The 21,307-nt window shown below is 59.4% G+C and carries 21 protein-coding genes and 1 tRNA gene; 18 read left to right on the top strand and 4 right to left on the bottom strand.

The window, feature by feature from the left end; all coding sequences use genetic code 11:
- The first annotated feature begins 488 nt into the window (after positions 1 to 488).
- The 14 genes from AB3G88_RS21130 to AB3G88_RS21065 all read left to right on the top strand — a co-directional run bounded on the left by AB3G88_RS21130 (position 489) and on the right by AB3G88_RS21065 (position 12,045).
- Complete coding sequence (locus AB3G88_RS21130; RefSeq protein ID WP_191947623.1) at positions 489 to 1,238, top strand: electron transfer flavoprotein subunit beta/FixA family protein; 750 nt, start codon at positions 489 to 491, stop codon at positions 1,236 to 1,238.
- 16 nt (positions 1,239 to 1,254) lie between these two features.
- A complete protein-coding gene (locus AB3G88_RS21125; RefSeq protein WP_112196485.1) occupies positions 1,255 to 2,184 on the top strand; it encodes an electron transfer flavoprotein subunit alpha/FixB family protein in 930 nt (309 codons plus the stop codon).
- Between the two features lie 83 nt (positions 2,185 to 2,267).
- Complete coding sequence (locus AB3G88_RS21120) at positions 2,268 to 3,083, top strand: substrate-binding periplasmic protein (protein ID WP_480451533.1); 816 nt, start codon at positions 2,268 to 2,270, stop codon at positions 3,081 to 3,083.
- A 9-nt stretch (positions 3,084 to 3,092) separates the two neighbouring features.
- Positions 3,093 to 3,455 carry a DUF4398 domain-containing protein gene (locus AB3G88_RS21115; RefSeq protein ID WP_099582747.1) on the top strand — a complete coding sequence of 121 codons (363 nt, stop codon included), beginning with the start codon at positions 3,093 to 3,095 and terminating at the stop codon, positions 3,453 to 3,455.
- Positions 3,452 to 4,267, top strand: a complete 816-nt coding sequence (locus AB3G88_RS21110; protein ID WP_099582746.1) for an OmpA family protein — start codon at positions 3,452 to 3,454, stop codon at positions 4,265 to 4,267. The genes AB3G88_RS21115 and AB3G88_RS21110 overlap by 4 nt, the downstream gene beginning before the upstream one ends.
- Before the next feature lie 160 nt (positions 4,268 to 4,427).
- On the top strand, positions 4,428 to 5,867 hold the full coding sequence (locus tag AB3G88_RS21105; protein WP_099582745.1) for an aminotransferase-like domain-containing protein: 1,440 nt from the start codon (positions 4,428 to 4,430) through the stop codon (positions 5,865 to 5,867).
- Positions 5,868 to 5,971: 104 nt separating this feature from the next.
- Positions 5,972 to 6,463: a translation initiation factor 2 gene (locus tag AB3G88_RS21100; RefSeq protein WP_191947624.1), complete on the top strand. Its 492-nt coding sequence runs from the start codon at positions 5,972 to 5,974 to the stop codon at positions 6,461 to 6,463.
- 162 nt (positions 6,464 to 6,625) lie between these two features.
- Positions 6,626 to 6,880, top strand: coding sequence for a YkgJ family cysteine cluster protein (locus AB3G88_RS21095; protein ID WP_032887441.1), 255 nt, complete (start codon positions 6,626 to 6,628; stop codon positions 6,878 to 6,880).
- Between the two features lie 41 nt (positions 6,881 to 6,921).
- Entirely contained in the window at positions 6,922 to 7,527 is a 606-nt protein-coding gene (locus AB3G88_RS21090) for an START domain-containing protein (protein ID WP_480451530.1), read from the top strand.
- A gap of 103 nt (positions 7,528 to 7,630) precedes the next feature.
- On the top strand, positions 7,631 to 7,867 hold the full coding sequence (locus AB3G88_RS21085) for a hypothetical protein (RefSeq protein WP_099582742.1): 237 nt from the start codon (positions 7,631 to 7,633) through the stop codon (positions 7,865 to 7,867).
- A gap of 216 nt (positions 7,868 to 8,083) precedes the next feature.
- Positions 8,084 to 8,425: a ribonuclease E inhibitor RraB gene (locus tag AB3G88_RS21080; RefSeq protein ID WP_015885395.1), complete on the top strand. Its 342-nt coding sequence runs from the start codon at positions 8,084 to 8,086 to the stop codon at positions 8,423 to 8,425.
- A 454-nt stretch (positions 8,426 to 8,879) separates the two neighbouring features.
- A complete protein-coding gene (locus tag AB3G88_RS21075) occupies positions 8,880 to 10,289 on the top strand; it encodes a circularly permuted type 2 ATP-grasp protein (RefSeq protein ID WP_400527785.1) in 1,410 nt (469 codons plus the stop codon).
- Between the two features lie 5 nt (positions 10,290 to 10,294).
- The gene (locus AB3G88_RS21070) at positions 10,295 to 11,245 is read left to right on the top strand and encodes an alpha-E domain-containing protein (protein WP_480451528.1); all 951 of its coding nucleotides are present in this window, start codon (positions 10,295 to 10,297) and stop codon (positions 11,243 to 11,245) included.
- Entirely contained in the window at positions 11,242 to 12,045 is an 804-nt protein-coding gene (locus tag AB3G88_RS21065) for a transglutaminase family protein (RefSeq protein WP_099582740.1), read from the top strand. Before AB3G88_RS21070 ends, AB3G88_RS21065 begins: the two co-directional genes overlap by 4 nt.
- 262 nt (positions 12,046 to 12,307) lie before the next feature.
- Here the strand turns inward: AB3G88_RS21065 and AB3G88_RS21060 are convergent, their stop codons facing one another.
- The gene (locus tag AB3G88_RS21060) at positions 12,308 to 13,111 is read right to left on the bottom strand and encodes a c-type cytochrome (RefSeq protein WP_099582739.1); all 804 of its coding nucleotides are present in this window, start codon (positions 13,109 to 13,111) and stop codon (positions 12,308 to 12,310) included.
- Between the two features lie 641 nt (positions 13,112 to 13,752).
- Here AB3G88_RS21060 and AB3G88_RS21055 point away from each other — a divergent pair.
- The 3 genes from AB3G88_RS21055 (at position 13,753) to AB3G88_RS21045 (ending at position 17,920) form a co-directional block, all read left to right on the top strand.
- Positions 13,753 to 14,958 (top strand): acetyl-CoA C-acetyltransferase, encoded by a 1,206-nt coding sequence (locus AB3G88_RS21055; protein WP_112196480.1) that lies wholly within the window; start codon positions 13,753 to 13,755, stop codon positions 14,956 to 14,958.
- 16 nt (positions 14,959 to 14,974) lie between these two features.
- On the top strand, positions 14,975 to 17,122 hold the full coding sequence (locus AB3G88_RS21050; protein WP_480451524.1) for a 3-hydroxyacyl-CoA dehydrogenase NAD-binding domain-containing protein: 2,148 nt from the start codon (positions 14,975 to 14,977) through the stop codon (positions 17,120 to 17,122).
- A gap of 84 nt (positions 17,123 to 17,206) precedes the next feature.
- On the top strand, positions 17,207 to 17,920 hold the full coding sequence (locus AB3G88_RS21045) for an amidotransferase (RefSeq protein ID WP_480451522.1): 714 nt from the start codon (positions 17,207 to 17,209) through the stop codon (positions 17,918 to 17,920).
- Here the strand turns inward: AB3G88_RS21045 and AB3G88_RS21040 are convergent.
- The 3 genes from AB3G88_RS21040 to AB3G88_RS21030 form a co-directional block, all read right to left on the bottom strand.
- Positions 17,917 to 18,888, bottom strand: coding sequence for a magnesium and cobalt transport protein CorA (locus AB3G88_RS21040; protein ID WP_099582735.1), 972 nt, complete (start codon positions 18,886 to 18,888; stop codon positions 17,917 to 17,919). The genes AB3G88_RS21045 and AB3G88_RS21040 overlap by 4 nt on opposite strands.
- 141 nt (positions 18,889 to 19,029) lie before the next feature.
- Positions 19,030 to 19,752, bottom strand: coding sequence for a 1-acylglycerol-3-phosphate O-acyltransferase (locus AB3G88_RS21035; RefSeq protein ID WP_099582734.1), 723 nt, complete (start codon positions 19,750 to 19,752; stop codon positions 19,030 to 19,032).
- A gap of 212 nt (positions 19,753 to 19,964) precedes the next feature.
- Positions 19,965 to 20,657 carry a crotonase/enoyl-CoA hydratase family protein gene (locus AB3G88_RS21030; RefSeq protein ID WP_480451520.1) on the bottom strand — a complete coding sequence of 231 codons (693 nt, stop codon included), beginning with the start codon at positions 20,655 to 20,657 and terminating at the stop codon, positions 19,965 to 19,967.
- A gap of 319 nt (positions 20,658 to 20,976) precedes the next feature.
- Between AB3G88_RS21030 and AB3G88_RS21025 the strand changes: the two genes are divergently transcribed.
- A tRNA-Ser gene (locus AB3G88_RS21025) sits at positions 20,977 to 21,066 on the top strand.
- Positions 21,067 to 21,307: the final 241 nt, after the last annotated feature.

Below are 21,307 nucleotides of genomic sequence, written 5' to 3'. Positions count from 1 at the left end.
GGCTCAACAGGCTTTTTTTCTAATGGGTGGAGGTTCGGTGTCGTCTTGCGGCAACGGCAAGACTCGCCTTTCTCTCTAGGTGGCGCATTATATATAGACCACTGTCAGCGTCCAATACAAACGTTTGTTTGAATTGCCCGCAGGCTAGGTAAATCAAAGCAACGCGGCTTATGACTGACCATTTTGCCGTATTGACCAGAATAGGCGTTCCGGTCAATATACGGTCGGTTTTGCGCTTACCGTAGGCAGACAGCAGGTTTCAAGAGCACGTCCAAAAGCGAAACAGGTGACGCACGCCCGAGCACCGGCGCGCAGTTTACACGCCGCGATAAAGAATGACCTCTCAGTCACCACTGACGAACGGTCATCATTTCCCGTGAGCAAGGTCATTTGTCCAGGTTTTTGGAGGTGCCCTTGTGTGCCGATGAGCATCAACCGCCAGGTTCGCCTAGGCGACTTTCTTTTCACCGGAGAGTAACGAGGAATCCATGAAGGTTCTTGTAGCTGTCAAACGCGTTGTCGATTACAACGTGAAAGTTCGCGTCAAGGCGGACAATTCCGGCGTCGATCTTGCTAACGTCAAGATGTCGATGAACCCTTTCTGTGAAATCGCCGTGGAAGAAGCCGTACGCCTGAAAGAGAAAGGCGTGGCGACTGAAATCGTCGTGGTTTCCATCGGCCCGACCACTGCCCAGGAGCAACTGCGTACCGCTCTGGCACTGGGCGCCGACCGCGCCGTGCTGGTTGAGTCCGCTGAAGAGCTGACCTCCCTGGCCGTGGCCAAGTTGCTCAAGGCCGTTGTCGACAAGGAACAGCCTTCGCTGGTGATCCTCGGCAAACAAGCCATCGACAGCGACAACAACCAGACTGGCCAGATGCTGGCTGCACTGACCGGTTACGGCCAGGGCACCTTCGCTTCCAAAGTGGAAGTGAGCGGCGACAGCGTTGCCGTGACCCGCGAAATCGACGGCGGTGCACAGACGGTTTCCCTGAAACTGCCGGCCATCGTCACCACCGACCTGCGTTTGAACGAGCCGCGCTACGCGTCCCTGCCAAACATCATGAAAGCCAAGAAGAAGCCTCTTGAAGTGCTGACTCCGGACGCTTTGGGCGTTTCCACCGCCTCTACCAACAAGACCGTCAAAGTCGAAGCGCCGGCTGCACGCAGCGCGGGCATCAAGGTCAAGTCGGTGGCTGAACTGGTCGAGAAACTGAAAAACGAAGCGAAGGTGCTTTGAGCTTAGGAGCCTGATCATGACTATCTTGGTAATCGCCGAACACGACAACAAAGTGCTGGCCCCGGCCACGCTGAACACCGTGGCTGCTGCTGCCAAAATCGGCGGCGACATCCACGTTCTGGTTGCAGGCCAAGGCGCTGGCGCCGTGGCTGAAGCCGCTGCGAAGATTGCTGGTGTGAGCAAAGTACTGAACGCTGACAACGCCGCTTACGCGCATCAGCTGCCGGAGAATGTTGCGCCATTGGTTGCAGAGCTCGGCGCTGGCTACAGCCACATCCTGGCCGCCGCCACCTCCAACGGCAAAAACATCCTGCCACGCGTTGCCGCGCAGCTGGACGTTGACCAGATCTCCGAGATCGTTTCGGTTGAAAGCGCCGACACCTTCAAGCGCCCGATCTATGCCGGTAACGCCATTGCCACCGTGCAATCGACCGCTGCCATCAAAGTCATCACCGTGCGCGCCACCGGTTTCGATCCGGTTGCCGCTGAAGGTGGTTCGGCTGCCGTTGAAGCCGTCGCTGCTGCACACGACGCTGGCACCTCCAGCTTTGTCGGCGAAGAGCTGGCCAAGTCGGACCGTCCTGAGCTGACCGCTGCCAAGATCGTCGTTTCGGGCGGACGTGGCATGCAGAACGGTGACAACTTCAAGCACCTGTACGCCCTGGCCGACAAGCTGGGCGCTGCGGTCGGCGCTTCCCGCGCTGCCGTCGACGCAGGTTTCGTACCCAACGACATGCAGGTCGGCCAGACCGGCAAAATCGTTGCGCCACAGCTGTACATCGCGGTCGGTATCTCCGGCGCGATCCAGCACTTGGCCGGTATGAAAGATTCCAAAGTGATCGTTGCGATCAACAAGGACGAAGAAGCACCGATCTTCCAGGTGGCTGATTATGGCCTGGTGGCGGACTTGTTCGAAGCCGTACCTGAGTTGGAGAAGCTGGTCTAATCCAGCCGCTTCACTTATAAAGAGCCCGGTCGTGTGACCGGGTTTTTTTTGCCCGGCTTTTTGTGAATATCGGAGAAACCGCCATGGAACTGCGCCCTTGGGCCGTGCTGCTGGGCCTGTCGCTGCTGCCGAGCCTGACCCTGGCCGCCGGCAAATGTGAGCGCCTGGTCATCACCGGCAGCCCTGACGCACCGCCGTTGCTATGGCGTGACCCCCAAGACCCCACGCACTTGATCGGCGCCACCGCTGACGTGCTGCAATATGTGGCCAAGGACCTCGGGTTGAAAATCGACCTGCTCTATGGCGGCAAACGCTCCCTGGCCCTGGACGAGGTGCGCAGCGGTCGCATGGATATCCTCGCGGATACGCCGCTGAACCTTGGCGAGCTGGACAACCTCGACTACATCCACCCGGCGTTGGTGCAGACTGATTATCTGGTCTGGACGCGCAAGGATTCGGCACTGGTCTACACCACGGCTGCCGACCTGCACGGGCACAAGGGTGCAGTGTCGGAACGTTCACGTTTGAGTGCCGGATTTGAAATCTTTGCCAGCGAGCAACTGACCTTGCAGCGTCTGCCAACGTTGACTCCGGCGTTCCAGAAACTGCTGTTGGGGGAAGTGGACTACGTGCTGGCCGGACGTTACTCCGGCATGGCCATGGCCCAGACACTGGGCATGAGCAACGACCTGATCGCCCGTGATATGCCTGTCGACCAGCCGGGCCTGTACCTGGCGATTTCCCACAACTCGGCCTGCAATGATCCTTGGTTACGCGGACAGCTCACCAAAAAGATGACAGAATTGCCCGGGTCTGGTGTGGCGCAAGCCGCGCTGCAGCGCAATCTGGAGCGTTGGAAAGCGCAATTGCAACAACCCGTGGGCACCCCAACAAAGTAGGGATTTTCAGTGACTCTTCGACCTTTTTTCGCGGCCCTCGCCGTTGTCGCTCTGGCGGGATGTGCGGCCGATCCTGCGCCGAATGAACAGATTCGCCTTACCCAGCAAGCCCTGGAGCAAGCCAATGCGGTGGGCGCCAGCGCCGATGAATCCGCCGAACTGAAACTGGCCGAAGACAAATTCGCCCAGGCCAAGGCCGACATGGCCGACGAGTCCTACAAGGACGCGCGCATGCAGGCCGAGCAGGCCGAGTTGGACGCGCGCCTGGCCGAAGCCCAGGTGCTGACCCGCAAGAGCCAGGAGCAACTTAACGTGCTTAACACCCGCATCACGCGCCTGCGCAAGCAATTGCAGTTGGGAGAAGCCCAATGAGCCGGATGATCCGTGGGTTGGGCTGTGCCGTGTTGCTGGGCAGTGCAGTCTTGGGCGGTTGCGCCAGTCATCCGAATGGCGAGCACGCCTTGCAACAGGCCGGCAGCGATTTCCAGAAGGTCAAGGAAGACGCCAACGTGCTGCGCATCGCGCCCAAGGACGTGATTCGTGCCGGTGAGTCCCTGGCTCGCGCCGACCGTTTGTCCAGCTACTGGGGCAGCGGCGCAGACGTGGTGCATTACGCTTACCTGAGCCAGCGATACAGTGCCATCGCCCGTGAGCACACTGAGCAGACACTCAACGAAGAACGCGCCGCCAAGCTCGAACTGGAACGCCAGCGCCTGCAATTGGCCCTGCGAGAAAGCAAGCTGATCAGCGTGCAGCAACAGGGCAAATGGCTTGAAGAGCAAATCGCCAGCCTGACCACCACTCAGACCGATCGCGGTTTGGTGATGACCTTGGGCGACGTGCTGTTCGATACCGGCGAGGCGGAGCTGAAAAACTCGGCCAACCGCACTGTGCTGAAGATCGTGCAGTTCTTGCAACTGAACCCCAAGCGCGTAGTGCGCATCGAGGGTTATGCGGACAATACCGGCGGCCAGCAGGAAAACCTCAAACTGTCCCGCGACCGTGCGCAGTCGGTAGCCGATGTGCTGGTGGACCTGGGGATCGATGAAAAACGCATCCAGGTAGAAGGCTATGGCGACCAGTACCCGGTGGAAGCCAATGCTTCCGAGCGGGGCAGGGCGCAGAATCGTCGTGTTGAAATAGTCTTCTCTGACGAGAAAGGCCAACTGGGCGCCGCGCGCTAAAGCGCTGCACACACCTGAAAACTCTATCCGCCACCCTTACAGTTTTTACTGTCACTCCCGCGCGCGCTCGACTATTGTGGCAACTGTCCCCGTACACTTCTAAACTGTGCCGGTATGTTTCACACAAAAATAAAATACCCGTGAAATCGAGTGCTGCGTCATGACCAATCTGTTGCTTTACCAACGTATCGCCCAGCAACTGGCTGAGGACATCCGACGCGGTGTCTATCAGCCGGGTGAGCGTGTGCCTTCGGTGCGCAAGATGAGCTCCCAGCTCAATGTGAGCCACGCCACGGTCTTGCAGGCTTACGCCAACCTGGAAGACCAGGGGCTGATCCGGGCGCGGCCGCAGTCCGGCTACTACGTGCACCAGACGCCGGCCCTCACGGCGCCGACGCCGGATATTGCACGGGTCGAGCGCCCGGGGTTGGTTACGCGCAGCAGCATCATCCAGCAGGTATTGGGCGAGTCGCGCCGCGAAGGTGTGTTCCCGCTGGGTGCCGCCGTGCCGAGTGTCGACTACTTGCCGGTGCGCGCGCTGCACCAGCAACTGGCCAAGGTCACGCGGTTCCAGAGCCCTCGCGCGTTCAGCTATATGTTCAGCCCGGGGTTTGAACCGCTGCGCCGCCAAGTGGCGATCCGCATGCGTGATGCAGGCGTTGTGGTGGACCCGTCCGAGGTGGTCATCACCCACGGTTGCGTCGATGCTTTGCAGATGTCTTTGCGCGTGCTGACGCGCCCTGGCGATTTGATTGCAGCGGAATCACCGACGTATTACGGCTTGTTGCAACTGGCCGACTTGCTGGGCCTCAAAGTCATTGAGATCCCCAGCGATCCGTCCACCGGCATGAGCCTGGAAGCCCTGCAACTCGCCGCCAACCAATGGTCGATCAAAGCGTTGGTGCTGACCACGCGCCTGAGCAACCCATTGGGTGGCACCATGCCCGAGGAGCGGCAGAAACAGTTGCTGCGCCTGGCCTCGGATTTCGACATTCAGATTGTCGAGGACGATATCTACGGCGAGCTGATGTTCGAAATCGGTCGCACCAAGGCCCTCAAGGCCTACGACCGCCTGGACCGGGTCATCTATTGCTCCAGCTTCTCCAAGACGTTGTCGCCGGGTGTGCGCATCGGCTGGATGATCGCCGGCAAGTACCAGCAGGAAATCCAGCGTCTGCAAATGTTCAGCACCCATTCGGCGTGCAGCGTCACCCAGATGGGCGTGGCGGCGTACCTGGAGAACGGCGGCTACGACCGGCACCTGCGCTATATCCGCCAGGAATACCGCAAGAACCTCAGCGCCTTCCAACTGGCAGTGCAGCAGTATTTTCCCGAAGGCACCCAGATGACCCGTCCGACCGGCGGTTTTATCCTGTGGGTCAGTTTGCCCGGCCGGGTCAATACCCAGGAACTGCACGTGCGCGCCCTGCAGCAGGGCATCAGCATTGCGCCGGGGTTGATCTTCAGTAACACCGAACAGTTCAACCACTGTATTCGCCTTAACTGCGGCACGCCGTGGAACCGCGAGGCAGAGCGGGCGCTGATGACGCTGGGGATGTTGGCCAGCCAGTTGTGTCAGGAAACCGCAGCAGGACTTTGAGGCGCAGAAAGGGGACAACTCCGATAGCGGGCTAGTCACCGGGCTTGTCATGCCGCGCACAACAAGCGAGCATATGGCCCTCTGCCGTTAATGCTGTAGGCACTATGACCTCGATTGTTCGCGCTGCTTTGGTGATTGGCCTGTTGAGCCTGTGCAACGTCAGCACAGTGCTGGCGGCGGCACCTGTGACTGAAAACAAGCCTGCTGCCACGACCGAGCAGAACACTCCCGCGAAAAAGCCAAGCGCTGCCAAGCCAGCCGCCGCTACCAAGAAGCAAACCGCCACGGCGAAAAAACGTGCCGCGAAGGCGAAAAAATCCAAGTCGGCCCAAGAGGTCGCGCAAACCAAATTGCCACCGGCACAGTTGGACCTGACACTGCCATCGGACATGGTCAGGCACCTGCAACCCCTCGGTACGATGCCCAAGCCCCAGAGCGTGCCGTTGCTGCCGCCGATGTTTGGCGAAAAGCCCACCGACAACAGTGCGTTCCAGATCAACGGCCGTTTGCTCAGTAACGAGATGAAACTGCAACTGCGCAACGAAGAACGCCGTGACGTGGAAGGTGCTGCGCTGGAATTCGAGTTCAAGCAGTAAACTTTTCCCACAGACGTGACGCAGGCCACCGACCATCTGTCGCAGACTGGTCAGTCATGTTTGTTTTGTGCGAAAAACCCCTGTTAGACCATTTTAAAACGGCTGTTTAAGGGCGTAGTCTAGCCCGGCCATCCCCATTGAGTCGTCGAGGACCTGCTGGTCATGAATTGCCGTGAAGGCTGTGGCGCATGCTGCATCGCCCCCTCCATCAGTTCGCCGTTACCCGGAATGCCCCATGGCAAACCGGCGGGCGAACGCTGCCTGCACCTATCGGTCGAACAGCTGTGCCAACTGTTCGGCCAACCGGAGCGTCCGGCGGTGTGCAGTGATTTCAAGGCGGATATCGATGTCTGCGGCACCGACCAGGCCGATGCGATCCGGTTGATCGGCTGGTGGGAGCAGATGACGGCGGCTTGATGGGCTTTACTATCGCAACGTCAACAATAAGGAATACAACAATGGGTTCGCTGAAACGAATGGCTGTGCTGTGCGGGTTTACGGTGTTGTTCGCGGCTACTGCGCAGGCTGAGGATTGGCAAGTCGCCAAGGATGAAGACGGTATCAAGGTGTCGTTAAGCGAAGTCGCTGGCTCCAAGTACAAGGCCTATCGCGGTGTGACGGTGATCAAGGCGCCCGTGGCCAGGATCCAGGCGCTGCAGGAAGATGTGGCCGGTGCCTGTTCGTGGATTCACGAGTGCAAATCCCAGAAGCTGGTGGACAAGAAAGGCGATGAGGCTTGGACCTATACTCAATTCAAGGCGCCGTTCCCGGTGACCGATCGCGATTCGTATATCCATGTCACCACCACCAAGGATGCAGATGGCAGTGTAACGCGCAAGTTGGAGGGCGTACCGACCTACAAGCCGGAAGAAAAAGGCTACGTGCGTGTGGCCCAGGTTGAAGGCTTCTGGAAACTGGTGCCCAAAGGCGACAACCAGACCGAAGTTACGTATCAGGTCCACACCGAGCCAGGCGGCAGCGTGCCATCGTGGCTGGCCAACAAGTTCGTGGTGGATGCGCCGTTCAACACCTTGAAAGCCCTCAAGGATCACGCCGAGAAGTAAGCGCAGTTGATCCGGTGCCTGTGACCTTGAGTGGAACGTTTGGCGATCCCTCAAGGTCCAGATAGATGTGAGCCCACACACGGGCTTTATCGAGGAGGCACCGATGCAAACGTGGCAAATTACCTTCGTTGATGATCACGGCGAAACGTCCGTGGAGCAGTTCACCTGCGAACAAAAGCCCAGCCTCGAAGATGCTGCGCACATGATCCGCAGCAAGCTGGTGCCCGTCGCCGCCGAACTCGACCTCAATGACCTTGAGGGCCGCCAGCCCGAGCCTACGGTCAAGATCCTGAAAGACCAGAACAGCATCCAGATCCTCGACATTTCCCCCGCCGCCTGAATATTCCTTGTATGCCATCCAACCGCCTCTGGTGGAGGTGGTAGCTTCGCGCTACTCTGCAAGAGAGATCAGCGAATGAATCGCTAAGGTCTGGTCTTGTCAGCTACATGCTTGTTTTCCCTCAGTGACTTGTTTCATTGCCATAGATTCCGCGCCAGCCAGGCGCGGATTGGGGAAGCACGGAAAGTCTATCCATCGGTTTGAGGAGGACGTTTCATGAGCACAGCCTATCAAGAAGACATCAGCACCAACGTTCTGCGCCGCATGAAAGAAGGCGGCTTCGACTTTTCACGTTTCCACCCCATCGAGTTCTACGCCATTTTCCCGGATGAGGAACGGGCGCGCAGGGCTGCGGGTGAGTTTCGTGGAGAATCCCTGAATGCCCAGGTCAGTGCGCGCGATGATGGCGCCTGGTACCTGGAACTGAGCAAAATCATGTTCGCCACCTACGACGGCATAGGAGACTTCGAGCAAGACTTTGAGGCGGTGGTCGAGCCGTTGGGCGGGATTATCGAAGGATGGGGCGTCAAGCAGGAGGTGCGTGGGTTACCCATGTAGCGAGATTGTATGAGTAACGCAGCGTATCGGCTGACCTTAGGGTCGGCCGATTTTGTGTGCGCTGTATGAAAACTCCCGGAACTTGAGCTGCCTTTTCGTGCACAAAAAAAAGCCACCCAAAGTGGGTGGCTGAAAGGGAAGACCGAGGAGCCGGTCGGTACACGAGCTGTCACGGTACCGAGTGCGTAAGGGTTAAAGCTGTAGGACACATCCTGTTCAGCTGATGGAGGCGATTATCCGCAGGCTTGGCCGGGCAGTGAAATCAACTCTGACTATGCTGTTGATAGGCAAAGCCTGCATTGCGATGAAGCGTGCAGCAATGCGACGGGCATTCCGCGCACCAGGACGGTGCGGTCAGCTGTTCGCTTATATTTAACTCACTGTTTTTTAAGTGTTTATGCCGCTGGCACGGGCCTTGCGATGGTTCTTGCGTCCGGGTGACAAGGAGTACGGCATGATCCGCACTTATTACGACGAAATGTACGACGGGGCAGGGCAGGTCCGCCCCCATTACCGCGAGTTCGCCCGCTGGTTGGCCGAAACCCCCGCAGAACTGCTGGCCCAGCGCCGGCGTGAAGCCGATTTGCTGTTTCACCGCGCCGGGATCACGTTCACGCTCTATGGGGACGAGCAGGGCACCGAACGCCTGATTCCCTTCGATACCATTCCCCGCAGTATCCCCGCCAGTGAATGGCAAATTGTCGAGCGCGGCTGCATTCAACGGGTCAAGGCGCTGAACATGTTCCTTGCCGACCTGTACCACGAACAACGCATCGTCAAGGCCGGCATCATCCCGGCCGAACAGGTATTGGCCAACGAGCAATATCAGTTGGCGATGCAGGGCTTGGACCTGCACCGCGATCTTTATTCCCACGTCTCCGGAGTCGACCTCGTACGCGATGGTGACGGCACCTACTACGTGCTGGAGGACAACCTACGCACACCGAGCGGCGTCAGCTACATGCTCGAAGACCGCAAGATGATGATGCGCCTGTTCCCCGAACTGTTCGCCGCCCAGCGCATTGCGCCCATCGACCATTACCCCAACCTGTTGCTCGACACCCTGAAAAGCTCCAGCCCACTGGATAACCCCAGCGTGGTGGTGCTGACGCCGGGGCGCTTCAACAGTGCGTTCTTTGAACATGCGTTTCTCGCCCGGGAAATGGGCGTAGAGCTGGTAGAAGGTGCCGACCTGTTCGTGCGCGATGACCGCGTCTTCATGCGCACCACCGACGGCCCCAAGGCGGTAGACGTGATCTATCGCCGTCTTGATGACGCGTTCCTCGACCCGCTGGCCTTCAACCCGGACTCCATGCTCGGTGTGCCCGGCCTGCTGGCGGCCTATCGCTGCGGCAACGTGGTGCTGGCCAACGCCATCGGCACTGGGGTGGCGGATGACAAGTCGGTGTACCCCTTCGTCACCGAGATGATCCGTTTTTACCTGGATGAAGAACCCATCCTGAAGAACGTTCCTACGTTCCAGTGCCGCAAGCCTGACGAATTGTCCCACGTGCTGGCTAACCTGCCGGACCTGGTGGTCAAGGAAACACAAGGCTCGGGCGGCTACGGCATGCTGGTCGGCCCTGCGTCGACGGCGGCGGAAATCGAAGCATTTCGTGCGCGCATCAAGGCCAAGCCCCATGCCTATATCGCCCAGCCGACCCTGTGTTTATCCACCTGCCCGACCTTTGTCGAAAACGGCATCGCCCCGCGCCATATCGACCTGCGCCCGTTTGTATTGTCCGGCAAAGAAACCCGCGTGGTACCCGGCGGCTTGACCCGCGTGGCGCTGCGCGAAGGTTCGCTGGTGGTCAACTCGTCCCAGGGCGGCGGCACCAAAGACACCTGGGTGGTTGAGGACTGAATGCCATGTTGAGTAGAACTGCCTCGGATTTGTATTGGATGTCGCGCTATCTGGAGCGCGCCGAAAACCTCGCGCGCATGCTCGATGTCAGCTATTCGCTGTCGCTGATGCCTCAGGATGGGCGCGGCGATGGCTTGCACGAACTGGCCATGCCGCTGCTGATCACCGGCACCCTGGAGGATTACCGCGAGCGCCACGGTGAATTGCACGCTGAGCACTTGCTGCACTTCTTTGCCCTGGACGCGGCCAACCCGGCGAGCATCTATAGCTGCCTCGGCGCGGCGCGAGCCAGTGCCCACGCGGTGCGTGGGCGAATCACCGCCGACATGTGGGAAAACATCAACGCCACCTGGCTGGATATCCGCGATATCGCCCAGCAAGGCCTGAGTCGCTATGGCATGAGTCGCTTCTGTGAGTGGGTCAAGGAACGCTCCCATCTGTTTCGGGGCGCGACCTACGGCACCATCATGCGTAACGATGCTTTCCGTTTCATTCGGCTGGGCACCTTTATCGAGCGCGCCGACAACACATTGCGGTTACTCGATGCGCGCTATGAAATGGCCGGCGACCGTGCCGAAGCCGTCACCGATGGCACGGCCCACGCTTACTATCAATGGAGCGCCTTGCTGCGGGCGTTGTCGTCGTTCGAGGCCTACACCGAGATTTATCGCGATGCTCCCGGCGCCCGGCAAGTGGCGGAGTTGCTGCTGTTGCGCGCCGATGTGCCGCGCTCACTGCGGGCGTGCAGCGAGGAAATCGACCAGATCCTCGCCAGCCTGCCTGGCCTCAACGGTCGACCGGCCCAGCGCTTGGCCGCCGAGATGGATGCCCGCCTGCGCTTTACGGCCATCGATGAAATCCTTGAGGAAGGCCTGCACGCCTGGCTGACCGACTTTATCCCCTTGGTCCGCCAGTTGGGCGACGCCATCTACGGTTCCTACCTGGAGGCTGCATGAGACTCTCCATCAGTCACGAAACCACCTACCACTATGACGACCAGGTGCGCGCCAGCATCCAGTATCTGCGCCTGACGCCCCATGACAGCGAGCGTCAGCATGTGCTCAGTTGGCAACTCGACCTGCCGCGCCCGGTGCGTGCCCAGGTCGACCCCTTCGGCAACATCCTGCATGTGCTGACCCTGGACGAACCCCACGACGCCATCATCATCGGCGCCCGTGGCCAGGTGGATATCGACGAATTACGCGAGGCCGAGCACGAGAGTCAGTCGGCGTTCCCGTTCCTGCGTTGCACCCGCCTGACCGAGCCGGATGAAGCCTTGCGTGGCTTTGCCGCGCAGCATTGTCACCAGCGTCGCGACCGCACGGCGTTGATCGACCTGATGCACGCGCTCCACCAGGCGATGGTCTACACGCCGGGTGTCACCGAAGTCGACACCTGCGCCGCCGAGGCCTTTGCTGGTGCTGCGGGCGTGTGCCAGGACCATACCCACGCGTTCCTGGCCTGCGCGCGCAGCCTCGGGATTCCGGCGCGGTATGTGTCGGGGTATTTGTACACCGAAGACAGCACGCACCTGGCCAGCCACGCCTGGGCCGAAGCCTGGCTGGATGACGCCTGGTACAGCTTCGACGTGACCAACCAACTGGCGCGCCCGGAGCGGCATCTCAAACTGGCGGTCGGCCTGGATTACCTGGATGCGTGCCCGGTTCGAGGCATGCGCCGTGGCGGCGGGCATGAGCAAATGCATGCCAAAGTGTTTGTGGCGCCGACGCCGCTGGTGTCCGTACAGCAGCAGTAAGCGACAAGTTGATAGCGGTTTCGGTGGTGACCGGCCTCTATGGTGAACGGGCTTCTGTGGTGAGCAGGCTTCTGTGGTGAGCGGGCTTGCCCCGCGCTGGGGTGCGAAGCAGCCCCAAAACCATCCGCTGCGTAATGTCTGGCACACCGCATTCTGCTTTTATTGGGGCTGCTTCGCAGCCCAGCGCGGGGCAAGCCCGCTCACCACAGAAGCCTACTCACCACAAACTGCTCGCTCAACCTAACCAGCCAGTTCACTTGCTTCACGGCTGCTTACGGCTCGCCATATGCTTCAAATAGCCCACCAATAAATCCAGCTCGCTGTCAGGCAACACGCTGGCAGCGAAAGCTGGCATCTTCGCCTGTGGCCAATGCCTCAAGCTCTGTGGGTCACGGATATAGCGCTTGAGGAAATCTGCGCTGAAATATTCCGTAGGGCTGTAGGGAATATTCAGATCCGGACCCACCTGCGCATCGCCCGCGCCATTGAGGCGGTGACAGGCCAGGCAGTTTTTCTGGAACAGTGCAAAGCCCTGGTTGATGGGATCATTCGCTGCCAGTTTCGGGTCGGGCAACAGCGCCGGAAACCGCTCCGCCACGGTCTTTAATTGTTTGATCGCCGAGACTTGGAACGGCCACTGCTCAGGGCTGATAGGCCCGGCTTGCGGGTCGGTCCACACCAGGTAAAACGGCCCGGCGCTGTGTTTGCCTTCGCCCAGGGCGGGCCACGGTTGGGCGGGGTCTTCCACCGCAAGCCAGGCGCGGGCGCCGTGCTGTTCCAGCAGCGGTGCGGCGCTGAGTTCGGCAGCGAAGCCATCCAGGGCAACCGCTTGCAGATGGCTCTGCGGTGTAAGGCCTGGTAGGAGCACCGCCAGCGGCACTGCACGATAGGTCATGCTGCGTTTGTAGGACACGTCATCGATGATTTGCACCATCTGCGCATCCGGGTGTTTGAGCAAGTCGGCGGTCTGCCAGGTCTTGCGGCTGTGGTCCAACTCGATGGTCAATTGCGCCGCAGCAGCGGGGAGGGCGAGCAGCAAGGCCAGGAGTGCGATGATCGGTTTCAAGACAGAGGCCCCGTGTTAAGTGGCGATAGGGCTCACGATACCGGAAAAACGCCCGTAAAAAGGCAGCCCCTGCAACGGGGGCGCTATGCACGAAGTCCCGGCGGGTGCTGCCAAAAGCTGCAATCCTGATGCAAAAAATGCGGAGGATAAGGAGGTTACCCAATGACCTTGGTCAAGTTGGGCAAGATCAGAATCAGTGTGGTGGCGAAAAGAATAAGTCCCGCCTGACGTACTTTCGAGTGCTTGAACATGGCTGACTGCCTTTTGTTGTTATTCCTGAGCGTCAAATACGTGCCGTTTTATTTCAGTATGGCGCTTTGACGTGTCACTTTTCTTACAGCTGCTCCAGCAAAACCCGGCAGCAACCTCTTACTGATTGAACCTTAGAGCCCTCGTTCTTCGCGGCTTAGATCCATTTCATATCAGCTAATCAGTATTTCTGCTTAAAAGCGCATGAGGCAGAACGCCATCTTGGCGCCAATGCCTTGGCTAGACAGCTAAAACGATTAATCGGCTTCGGCACTTAGGGGCCTACCGTTCGTCCGAGCGTGGGGGTCAAAAGCAATGAGCGCATCCGTCATTGAAACCGTGTCAATCGGGCCTAAGGTAAGGGCACTACTGCGTAATGGTTCGAGGATGTCATGACCCAAGCTTTGATCTTTGATGCGATCCGCACGCCCCGAGGCAAGGGCAAGGCCGACGGCGCCCTGCACAGCGTCAAGCCGGTAAACCTGGTGGCGGGTTTGCTCACGGCGTTGGCGCAACGCAGCGACCTCGATACCCAGCAAGTCGATGACATCGTGCTCGGCTGCGTAACCCCGGTGGGCGACCAAGGCGCGGACATCGCCAAGACGGCTGCCCTGGTGGCGGACTGGGCCGTCAGCGTCGCGGGCGTACAGGTCAACCGTTTCTGCGCCTCGGGCCTGGAAGCAGTCAACCTGGGCGCGATGAAAGTGCGCTCCGGCTTTGAGGATCTGGTCGTGGTCGGCGGTGTGGAGTCCATGTCCCGCGTGCCCATGGGCAGTGATGGCGGTGCCTGGGTGCTGGACCCGCAGACCAATCTGCACAGTCACTTCACGCCCCAAGGCATCGGCGCGGACCTGATCGCCACCTTGGAGGGATTCAGTCGCGAAGACGTCGATACCTTTGCCCTACAGTCCCAGCAGAAAGCGGCCAGGGCAAGTGCCGACGGTTCCTTCAGCAAGTCGCTGATTGCAGTGCAGGACCAGAATGGGATTGTGCTGCTGGGCCATGACGAATTTATCCGTGGCGACTCGACGCTTGAAGGTCTGGGCAAGCTTAAGCCCAGCTTCGAGATGATGGGGCAGATGGGCTTCGACGCTACTGCACTGCGGGTCTACAGCCAGGTAGAGCGCATCAACCACGTACATACTCCAGGTAACAGCTCCGGCATCGTCGATGGCGCCGCACTGATGTTGATCGGCTCCGAAGCGAAGGGCCGCGAGTTGGGCCTGCAACCCCGGGCGCGCATTGTCGCCACGGCGGTCACCAGCACCGACCCCACCATCATGCTCACCGGCCCCGCGCCAGCCACCCGAAAAGCCCTGGCCAAGGCCGGTTTGCGCGTGGAAGACATCGATCTGTTCGAGGTCAACGAAGCCTTTGCCTCAGTGGTGCTCAAGTTCATCAAGGACATGGGCATTGATGCTGCACGGGTCAACGTCAACGGCGGTTCCATCGCCATGGGCCATCCGTTGGGGGCAACGGGCTGCGCGATCCTTGGCACCTTGCTCGACGAGCTTGAAGTGCGCCAGCAGCGCTACGGCCTGGCCACCCTGTGTGTTGGCGGTGGCATGGGCATCGCCACGATTATCGAACGCCTCTGAGCCTAAGGAATTTCTGATGACCGATGCCATTCGTTACGAAAAAGGCCAGGACCGGATCGTGGTGCTGACCCTCGACATGCCAGGCCAGAGCGCCAACACCATGAACAGTGTTTACCGCGAGGCCATGGCCGCCACGGTCCTGCGCCTGGAGTCGGAAAAGGACCACATTGCCGGTGTAATTATCACCTCGGCCAAGAAGACCTTTTTCGCCGGCGGTGACCTCAATGAACTGATCAAGGTCGACAAGGCCCACGCCAAGGATTTCTACGACAACGTGCAACTGCTCAAAGCACAACTGCGCCGTCTGGAAACCCTCGGCAAGCCGGTGGTGGCTGCAATCAATGGTGCAGCCCTGGGCGGCGGCTGGGAGATTTGCCTGGCATGTCATTACCGCGTCGCGCTGGACGACACATCGGTGCAGCTTGGCTTGCCGGAAGTCACCCTCGGCTTGCTGCCGGGCGGCGGTGGCGTGGTGCGTATGGTGCGCATGCTGGGATTGGAAAAAGCTCTGCCGTATTTGCTGGAAGGTAAAAAAGTACGGCCGCAGCAGGCGCTGCTGGCCGGGTTGATCAACGAGTTGGCGGTGGGCCGCGATGAGCTGCTGGCCAAGTCCCGCGCCTGGATTCTCGGCAATCCAGAGGCTAAACAACCCTGGGACAATAAGGCGTACCAGATTCCCGGCGGCACACCCTCGAACCCAAAAGTCGCGCAGATGCTGGCGATTGCGCCGTCGATCCTGCGCAGTAAAACCAACGGCTGTTTCCCGGCCCCGGAGAAAATCCTCTGTGCCGCCGTTGAAGGCGCCCAGGTGGACTTCGACACCGCACACCTGATCGAAACCCGTTACTTCACCGAGCTGGTCACCGGGCAAGTGGCGAAAAACATGATCGGCACCTTCTGGTTCCAGCTCAATGACATCAACGCCGGCCGCTCGCGGCCCCAGGGCTTTGCACCTTATGTGACTCGTAAAGTGGGTGTGCTGGGCGCCGGGATGATGGGGGCGGGAATCGCCTATGTCAGCGCCTGCGCAGGGATCGAGGTGGTGCTCAAGGACATCCACCTCGCTGCCGCCGAGAAGGGCAAGGCTCACTCGGCCGCGCTGCTGGACAAGAAGGTTGGCCGTGGGCAATTGACCGCCGAGCAGCGGGAAACCACGTTGGCGCGGATTTATCCTACGGATTCGGATGCTGATTTGGCAGGCTGCGACCTGATCATCGAGGCCGTCTTTGAAGACCGCGAACTCAAGGCCAAGGTGTCAGCCGCCGCCCAGAGCGTGGTCGGCGCCGATGCGGTAATCGCCTCCAATACCTCCACCTTGCCCATCAGCGGCCTGGCCAAGGCCGTGCCTGATCAAGGCAGATTTATCGGCCTGCATTTCTTCAGCCCGGTGGACAAGATGCCCCTGGTAGAAATCATCAAGGGCGCGCAGACCTCGGACGAAACCCTGGCCCGAGGGTTCGATTTCGTCATGCAAATCAAGAAGACTCCGATTGTGGTCAACGACAGTCGCGGCTTTTTCACGTCGCGGGTGTTTGGCACGTTCACCAACGAGGGCATCGCCATGCTGGGTGAAGGTGTGGCTGCGCCGATGATTGAGACCGAGGCGCGCAAGGCCGGTATGCCGGTGGGGCCGCTGGCGGTTTCCGATGAAGTGTCCCTCAGCCTGATGAGCCATATCCGACAGCAGGCGGCGAAGGATCTGCAAGCCGAAGGTAAGTCGGTGCCTGGGCATCCGGCAACGGCGGTCATCGATCTGTTGGTGAATGAGTACAAGCGCACAGGCAAGGCGGCGGGAGGCGGTTTTTACGAATACCCCGCAGGAGGGCAGAAGTACTTGTGGCCTGAGTTGAAACACCGCTTTGAACGGCCCGGCCAGCGGATTTCAGCGCAGGATGTGCGCGACCGATTGCTGTTTATCCAGGCCATCGAAACCGTGCGCTGCGTGGAGGAGGGCGTGTTGATGTCGACGGCTGATGCCAACGTCGGTTCTATCTTTGGGATTGGTTTCGCGGCGTGGAGCGGCGGCGCGTTGCAGTTTATCAATCAGTACGGTTTGAATGATTTCATTGCCAGGGCGCGCTACTTGGCTGAACAGTACGGTGAGCGGTTTGCGCCGCCGGTGTTGTTGCTGGAGAAAGCGGCGAGGGGTGAAGTGTTTCGGTGATCAAGGGAGGGGCTTGCCTTGAAGGGGTGTTTCAAGGCAGGCTCTGGGTGTTCAATATTCCCATCGCCGTGTCAGGTATTTTTTATGTCGCTACGCGTCTGCATCCTGGAAACCGATATCCTGCGTCCAGGTTTGATCGATCAGTACCAAGGTTACGGGCAGATGTTCAAGCGCCTGTTCTCCAAGCAGCCGATTGCCGCCGAATTTGTGGTCTACAACGTGGTGCAGGACGAATACCCGTCGGACGACGAGGTGTTTGACGCCTACCTCGTGACGGGCAGCAAGGCCGACTCCTTCGGCACCGACCCCTGGATCCAGACCCTCAGGACCTACCTGCTGAAGCGCTATGAGCGCGGCGACAAATTACTCGGCATCTGCTTCGGCCATCAATTGTTGGCATTGCTGCTGGGCGGCAAGACCGAGCGCGCCAGCAAAGGCTGGGGCATGGGCATCCACGACTACAAACTCGACGCCAAGGCCCCGTGGATGAGCCCTGAGGTGCCCGAGTTGACGCTGCTGATCAGTCATCAGGATCAGGTCACCACCTTGCCGGACAATGCCACGGTGATCGCTTCCAGCGATTTTTGCCCGTTCGCCGCTTACCACATCGGCGACCAGGTACTGTGCTTCCAGGGCCACCCGGAGTTTATCCACGATTATTCCCGCGAACTGCTGGAGATTCTTCAGACAACCCTGGGTGAAACGGTCTACACGAACGGCGTCGCCAGCCTGGAGCGCGACCACCACGGCGCCACCGTGGCGGAATGGATGATGCGCTTTGTCGCGCACAAAGCCTAAAGCCAGCCCGAGCGTTTGAAACTGGCCCACAGGCTGGTGCACCCCACCGCGATAAACCCGAGTACCGCAAAATAGCCGTAGTGCCATTGCAGCTCGGGCATGTTCTGGAAGTTCATCCCATAAATCCCTGCCACCGCGGTGGGGAATGCCAGGATCGCCGCCCATGCGGCGAACTTGCGCTGTACCACGCTCTGGCGCGACGCCTCCAGCAATACACCGATCTCGATGGTCTGGCTGGCGATGTCGCGCAGGGTGGTGAGGTCTTCCATCTGCCGGGTCACATGGATCTGCACATCACGGAAGTACGGGCGCATGTTCTTGTCGATAAACGGGAAACTCAGCTTCTGCAACTCCTGGCTGATCTCCACCATCGGCGCCACATGGCGCTTGAGCCGCAGCACATCGCGGCGCAGGCCATGGATCTTCTGGATATCGCGCTCGCTCAATGAGCTGCACAGCACGTTGCGCTCCAGTTCATCGATCTCGGCGTGGATCGCCTCGCTGACCGGCTGGTAGTTTTCGGTGACGAAATCCAGCAACGCATACAGTACGAAATCTTCCCCGTGCTCCAACAACAGTGGCCGTGCCTCACAGCGTTGGCGCACAAAGCCGTAGGACGCCGAATGCCCGTTGCGTGCGGTAATGATGTAGCCATTGCCGGCAAAGATATGGGTCTCGATAAACTCCAGCTTGCCGTTCTCGCGCACCGGTGAGTAGGTGACGATAAACAGCGCATCGCCGAAGGTTTCGAGCTTGGGGCGGCTGTGTTTTTCCAGCGCGTCTTCGATGGCCAGTTCATGCAGGTTGAACTGGCGTTGCAGGTTCGCCAGTTCCTGGGCGTCGGGCTCTTCCAGGCCGATCCACACAAAGTGCCCGGGCTTGGCGGCCCAGGCGGCGCCTTCATCAAGGGTGATATCAGTGACTTTCTTACCGGCGCTGTAGACGGCGGCCGCAACAACTCTACCCATGGTGCTGATCACTTCTTGTTAGGAGGACAGATGTTGGGCAGCTTAGCCTGAATGACGTTCCGTTGTAGCCGCCGTTGCGGTGCGCTTTGTGTGGCGAGCGAGCTGGCTCGTGCTGGGGTGCGAAGCGCGCCTCAACGGTGTTCAGGCGGATTGCACTTCGCGATCCATCTGCGCAATACATTCATCCATCTGCGCCTGACACGCCTGCATCAACGCCGGGACGTCATCCACCGTCAGCCCGGCTGTAGGAACTGGCGGCAACGAACGTATGAGCACATCACCACTGTTCCAGCGATTGAGCTTCATATGGACAACATAATTGCTGACGCACACCTGCACGATGGGTACGCCCGCCGCAATCGCCATATGAAACGCGCCTTTCTTGAAGGGCAGCAGGCCCTTGCCCAGATTGCGCGTGCCTTCCGGGAACACCCAGATCGACGTGTCTTTGTGTTGCAGCGTATGGGTGGTGGTCAACATCGCACGACGCGCCTTGTGCGCATTGCCGCGGTCAATCAACACATTGCCCGCCAGCCAGAACAACTGGCCGAACAACGGCACCCATTTCAGGCTCTTTTTCGCGATACACACCGTGCGGTAGGGCACCACATTGCCGACCACGAACAGGTCATAGTTGGACTGGTGGTTGGCGATCACCACACAGGTGCCGGGCTTGTTGCGCAACGAGTCGACATCGGCCTTCACGTTCAGCCCCAAGATGCGCATTGCGGGCAGTGCATATAAACGCGCGCACAGGCGACTGTTGTCCGGGTTGAACGGCCGGCAGATACCCAGCAGCACCCCCAGCACGCCCGCCACCATAAAGTGCAGGCTCATCAACAACATACGCAGCAGAAAAAGCATCGACACGGCCTATCGGGACAAAAGGTGGCGCAGTGTACGGATGTGCACTGTCTTCGGCAATTAGCCGGGTAGAGGTCGGAGATAGGCGATGTTTAAGTGCATGTTTCAACATGTGCCAACACTGGCTGGCTAGAGCGGTTGAGGGCGTTTCGGATTTGCGTGTAAGAAAAAGCCCGACACAAGGTCGGGCTCTGGCACGGCAGGTGTAGGATTTAGCTCAGGTTGTGCCCCTGATCCTGAATAATCGCATCGTCCAAGGCTTCAAGCAGAGCCTTACGCACCTTCAGCTTAGTGTGCTTGTGGGCGTTCATATTGATCTTCTTCAACTGGCGCGCCGCTTCCAGTGCGGCCGCGTGCAACTCTTCAGGCGCCACCACCTTATCGAGGAACCCGGCCTGCAATGCGCCCTGCGGGTCAAACATCTCGGCATTGATCACCGAGCGGTGGAACGCCGATTTGCGCAGGCGATCCCGCGCCAGCTCGATCCCGGCGTGGTGCATGGTCATGCCGATCGCCACTTCATTCAGGCCGATGCTGAACGGGCCCTCCACACCAATCCGGTAATCCGCCGACAGCAACAGGAACGCGCCCTTGGCCACCGCATGCCCTGGGCACGCCACAATCACCGGGAAGGGGTGCGACAACAGGCGGCTCGCCAACGTCGAGCCCGACGTCACCAGGCCGATGGCCTCTTTAGGGCCTGCCGTCATCACCTTCAAATCATAACCACCCGACAAAATCCCCGGCGTCCCGGTGATCACCACCACTGCCCGATCTTTCTCGGCCTGATCCAGCGCCGTATTAAACGCACTGACCACATCCGGAGAAATGGCATTCACCTTGCCGTTGCTCAGGGTCAGGGTCGCAATACCGTCTTCGAGGTGGTAGGCAATCAACTCACTCATGACGCGGTTCCTTGTAGGACTTGTTATAGAAGAATGCAGCAGACGTTACCCACCACGCCCGCCCCGGTAAAGCGCCGTGACTGACTGGCCAGTCAGCCTTTTCCCGCATCCCCGGCCGCAAATGGCCCGCGGCAGGGCACAGCACCCAGCCTAGACCATCAAAACCCTGCCCGAGATTGGCACAATCACCGCCCTGCACCGGGACCATTCCTGCATAACTGCCTAACCGCATGAAAATTCTCAAAAAAACCTTTGCCATCAGAAAGGCTTTCGACTACATTAGCGCGCCTCGACAGACTGAACTTGTTTGACGAGATACGGTGAAGTGTCCGAGTGGCTTAAGGAGCACGCCTGGAAAGTGTGTATACAAGAAATTGTATCGAGAGTTCGAATCTCTCCTTCACCGCCAAATTTGAAATGACTAAACCCCTGAAAACGTTAAAGTTTTCAGGGGTTTTGTGTTTTCAGAGGGTCAAAAAAGGCACCTATGGGAACATCCATGGGAATGAGCGCGGGTCCTTTGGTATCAGCCCAAATCGGTCCGAGCGCCAGGGGAGTCCCCCCTTGGGCCAGTTGGGGCCCCTCCGCAGACGTAGTGCTGGTTGGAAACGCGTGGGTTGTGGTATTACCGTGGCATCACAACGGGAGGT

The organism is Pseudomonas arvensis (assembly GCF_056688935.1).
Note: the sequence above shows the minus strand (reverse complement) of the source record. Positions and strands in the feature narration are given on the sequence as shown.

What these genes read in the sequence shown, in the direction of transcription:
- AB3G88_RS21130 (WP_191947623.1), top strand. Translation starts at nt 489, where the DNA reads ATGAAGGTTCTTGTAGCTGTCAAACGCGTTGTCGATTACAACGTGAAA.
- AB3G88_RS21125 (WP_112196485.1), top strand. Translation starts at nt 1,255, where the DNA reads ATGACTATCTTGGTAATCGCCGAACACGACAACAAAGTGCTGGCCCCG.
- AB3G88_RS21120 (WP_480451533.1), top strand. Translation starts at nt 2,268, where the DNA reads ATGGAACTGCGCCCTTGGGCCGTGCTGCTGGGCCTGTCGCTGCTGCCG.
- AB3G88_RS21110 (WP_099582746.1), top strand. Translation starts at nt 3,452, where the DNA reads ATGAGCCGGATGATCCGTGGGTTGGGCTGTGCCGTGTTGCTGGGCAGT.
- AB3G88_RS21105 (WP_099582745.1), top strand. Translation starts at nt 4,428, where the DNA reads ATGACCAATCTGTTGCTTTACCAACGTATCGCCCAGCAACTGGCTGAG.
- AB3G88_RS21100 (WP_191947624.1), top strand. Translation starts at nt 5,972, where the DNA reads ATGACCTCGATTGTTCGCGCTGCTTTGGTGATTGGCCTGTTGAGCCTG.
- AB3G88_RS21095 (WP_032887441.1), top strand. Translation starts at nt 6,626, where the DNA reads ATGAATTGCCGTGAAGGCTGTGGCGCATGCTGCATCGCCCCCTCCATC.
- AB3G88_RS21090 (WP_480451530.1), top strand. Translation starts at nt 6,922, where the DNA reads ATGGGTTCGCTGAAACGAATGGCTGTGCTGTGCGGGTTTACGGTGTTG.
- AB3G88_RS21085 (WP_099582742.1), top strand. Translation starts at nt 7,631, where the DNA reads ATGCAAACGTGGCAAATTACCTTCGTTGATGATCACGGCGAAACGTCC.
- AB3G88_RS21080 (WP_015885395.1), top strand. Translation starts at nt 8,084, where the DNA reads ATGAGCACAGCCTATCAAGAAGACATCAGCACCAACGTTCTGCGCCGC.
- AB3G88_RS21075 (WP_400527785.1), top strand. Translation starts at nt 8,880, where the DNA reads ATGATCCGCACTTATTACGACGAAATGTACGACGGGGCAGGGCAGGTC.
- AB3G88_RS21070 (WP_480451528.1), top strand. Translation starts at nt 10,295, where the DNA reads ATGTTGAGTAGAACTGCCTCGGATTTGTATTGGATGTCGCGCTATCTG.
- AB3G88_RS21065 (WP_099582740.1), top strand. Translation starts at nt 11,242, where the DNA reads ATGAGACTCTCCATCAGTCACGAAACCACCTACCACTATGACGACCAG.
- AB3G88_RS21055 (WP_112196480.1), top strand. Translation starts at nt 13,753, where the DNA reads ATGACCCAAGCTTTGATCTTTGATGCGATCCGCACGCCCCGAGGCAAG.
- AB3G88_RS21050 (WP_480451524.1), top strand. Translation starts at nt 14,975, where the DNA reads ATGACCGATGCCATTCGTTACGAAAAAGGCCAGGACCGGATCGTGGTG.
- AB3G88_RS21045 (WP_480451522.1), top strand. Translation starts at nt 17,207, where the DNA reads ATGTCGCTACGCGTCTGCATCCTGGAAACCGATATCCTGCGTCCAGGT.
- AB3G88_RS21040 (WP_099582735.1), bottom strand. Translation starts at nt 18,888, where the DNA reads ATGGGTAGAGTTGTTGCGGCCGCCGTCTACAGCGCCGGTAAGAAAGTC.
- AB3G88_RS21035 (WP_099582734.1), bottom strand. Translation starts at nt 19,752, where the DNA reads ATGCTTTTTCTGCTGCGTATGTTGTTGATGAGCCTGCACTTTATGGTG.
- AB3G88_RS21030 (WP_480451520.1), bottom strand. Translation starts at nt 20,657, where the DNA reads ATGAGTGAGTTGATTGCCTACCACCTCGAAGACGGTATTGCGACCCTG.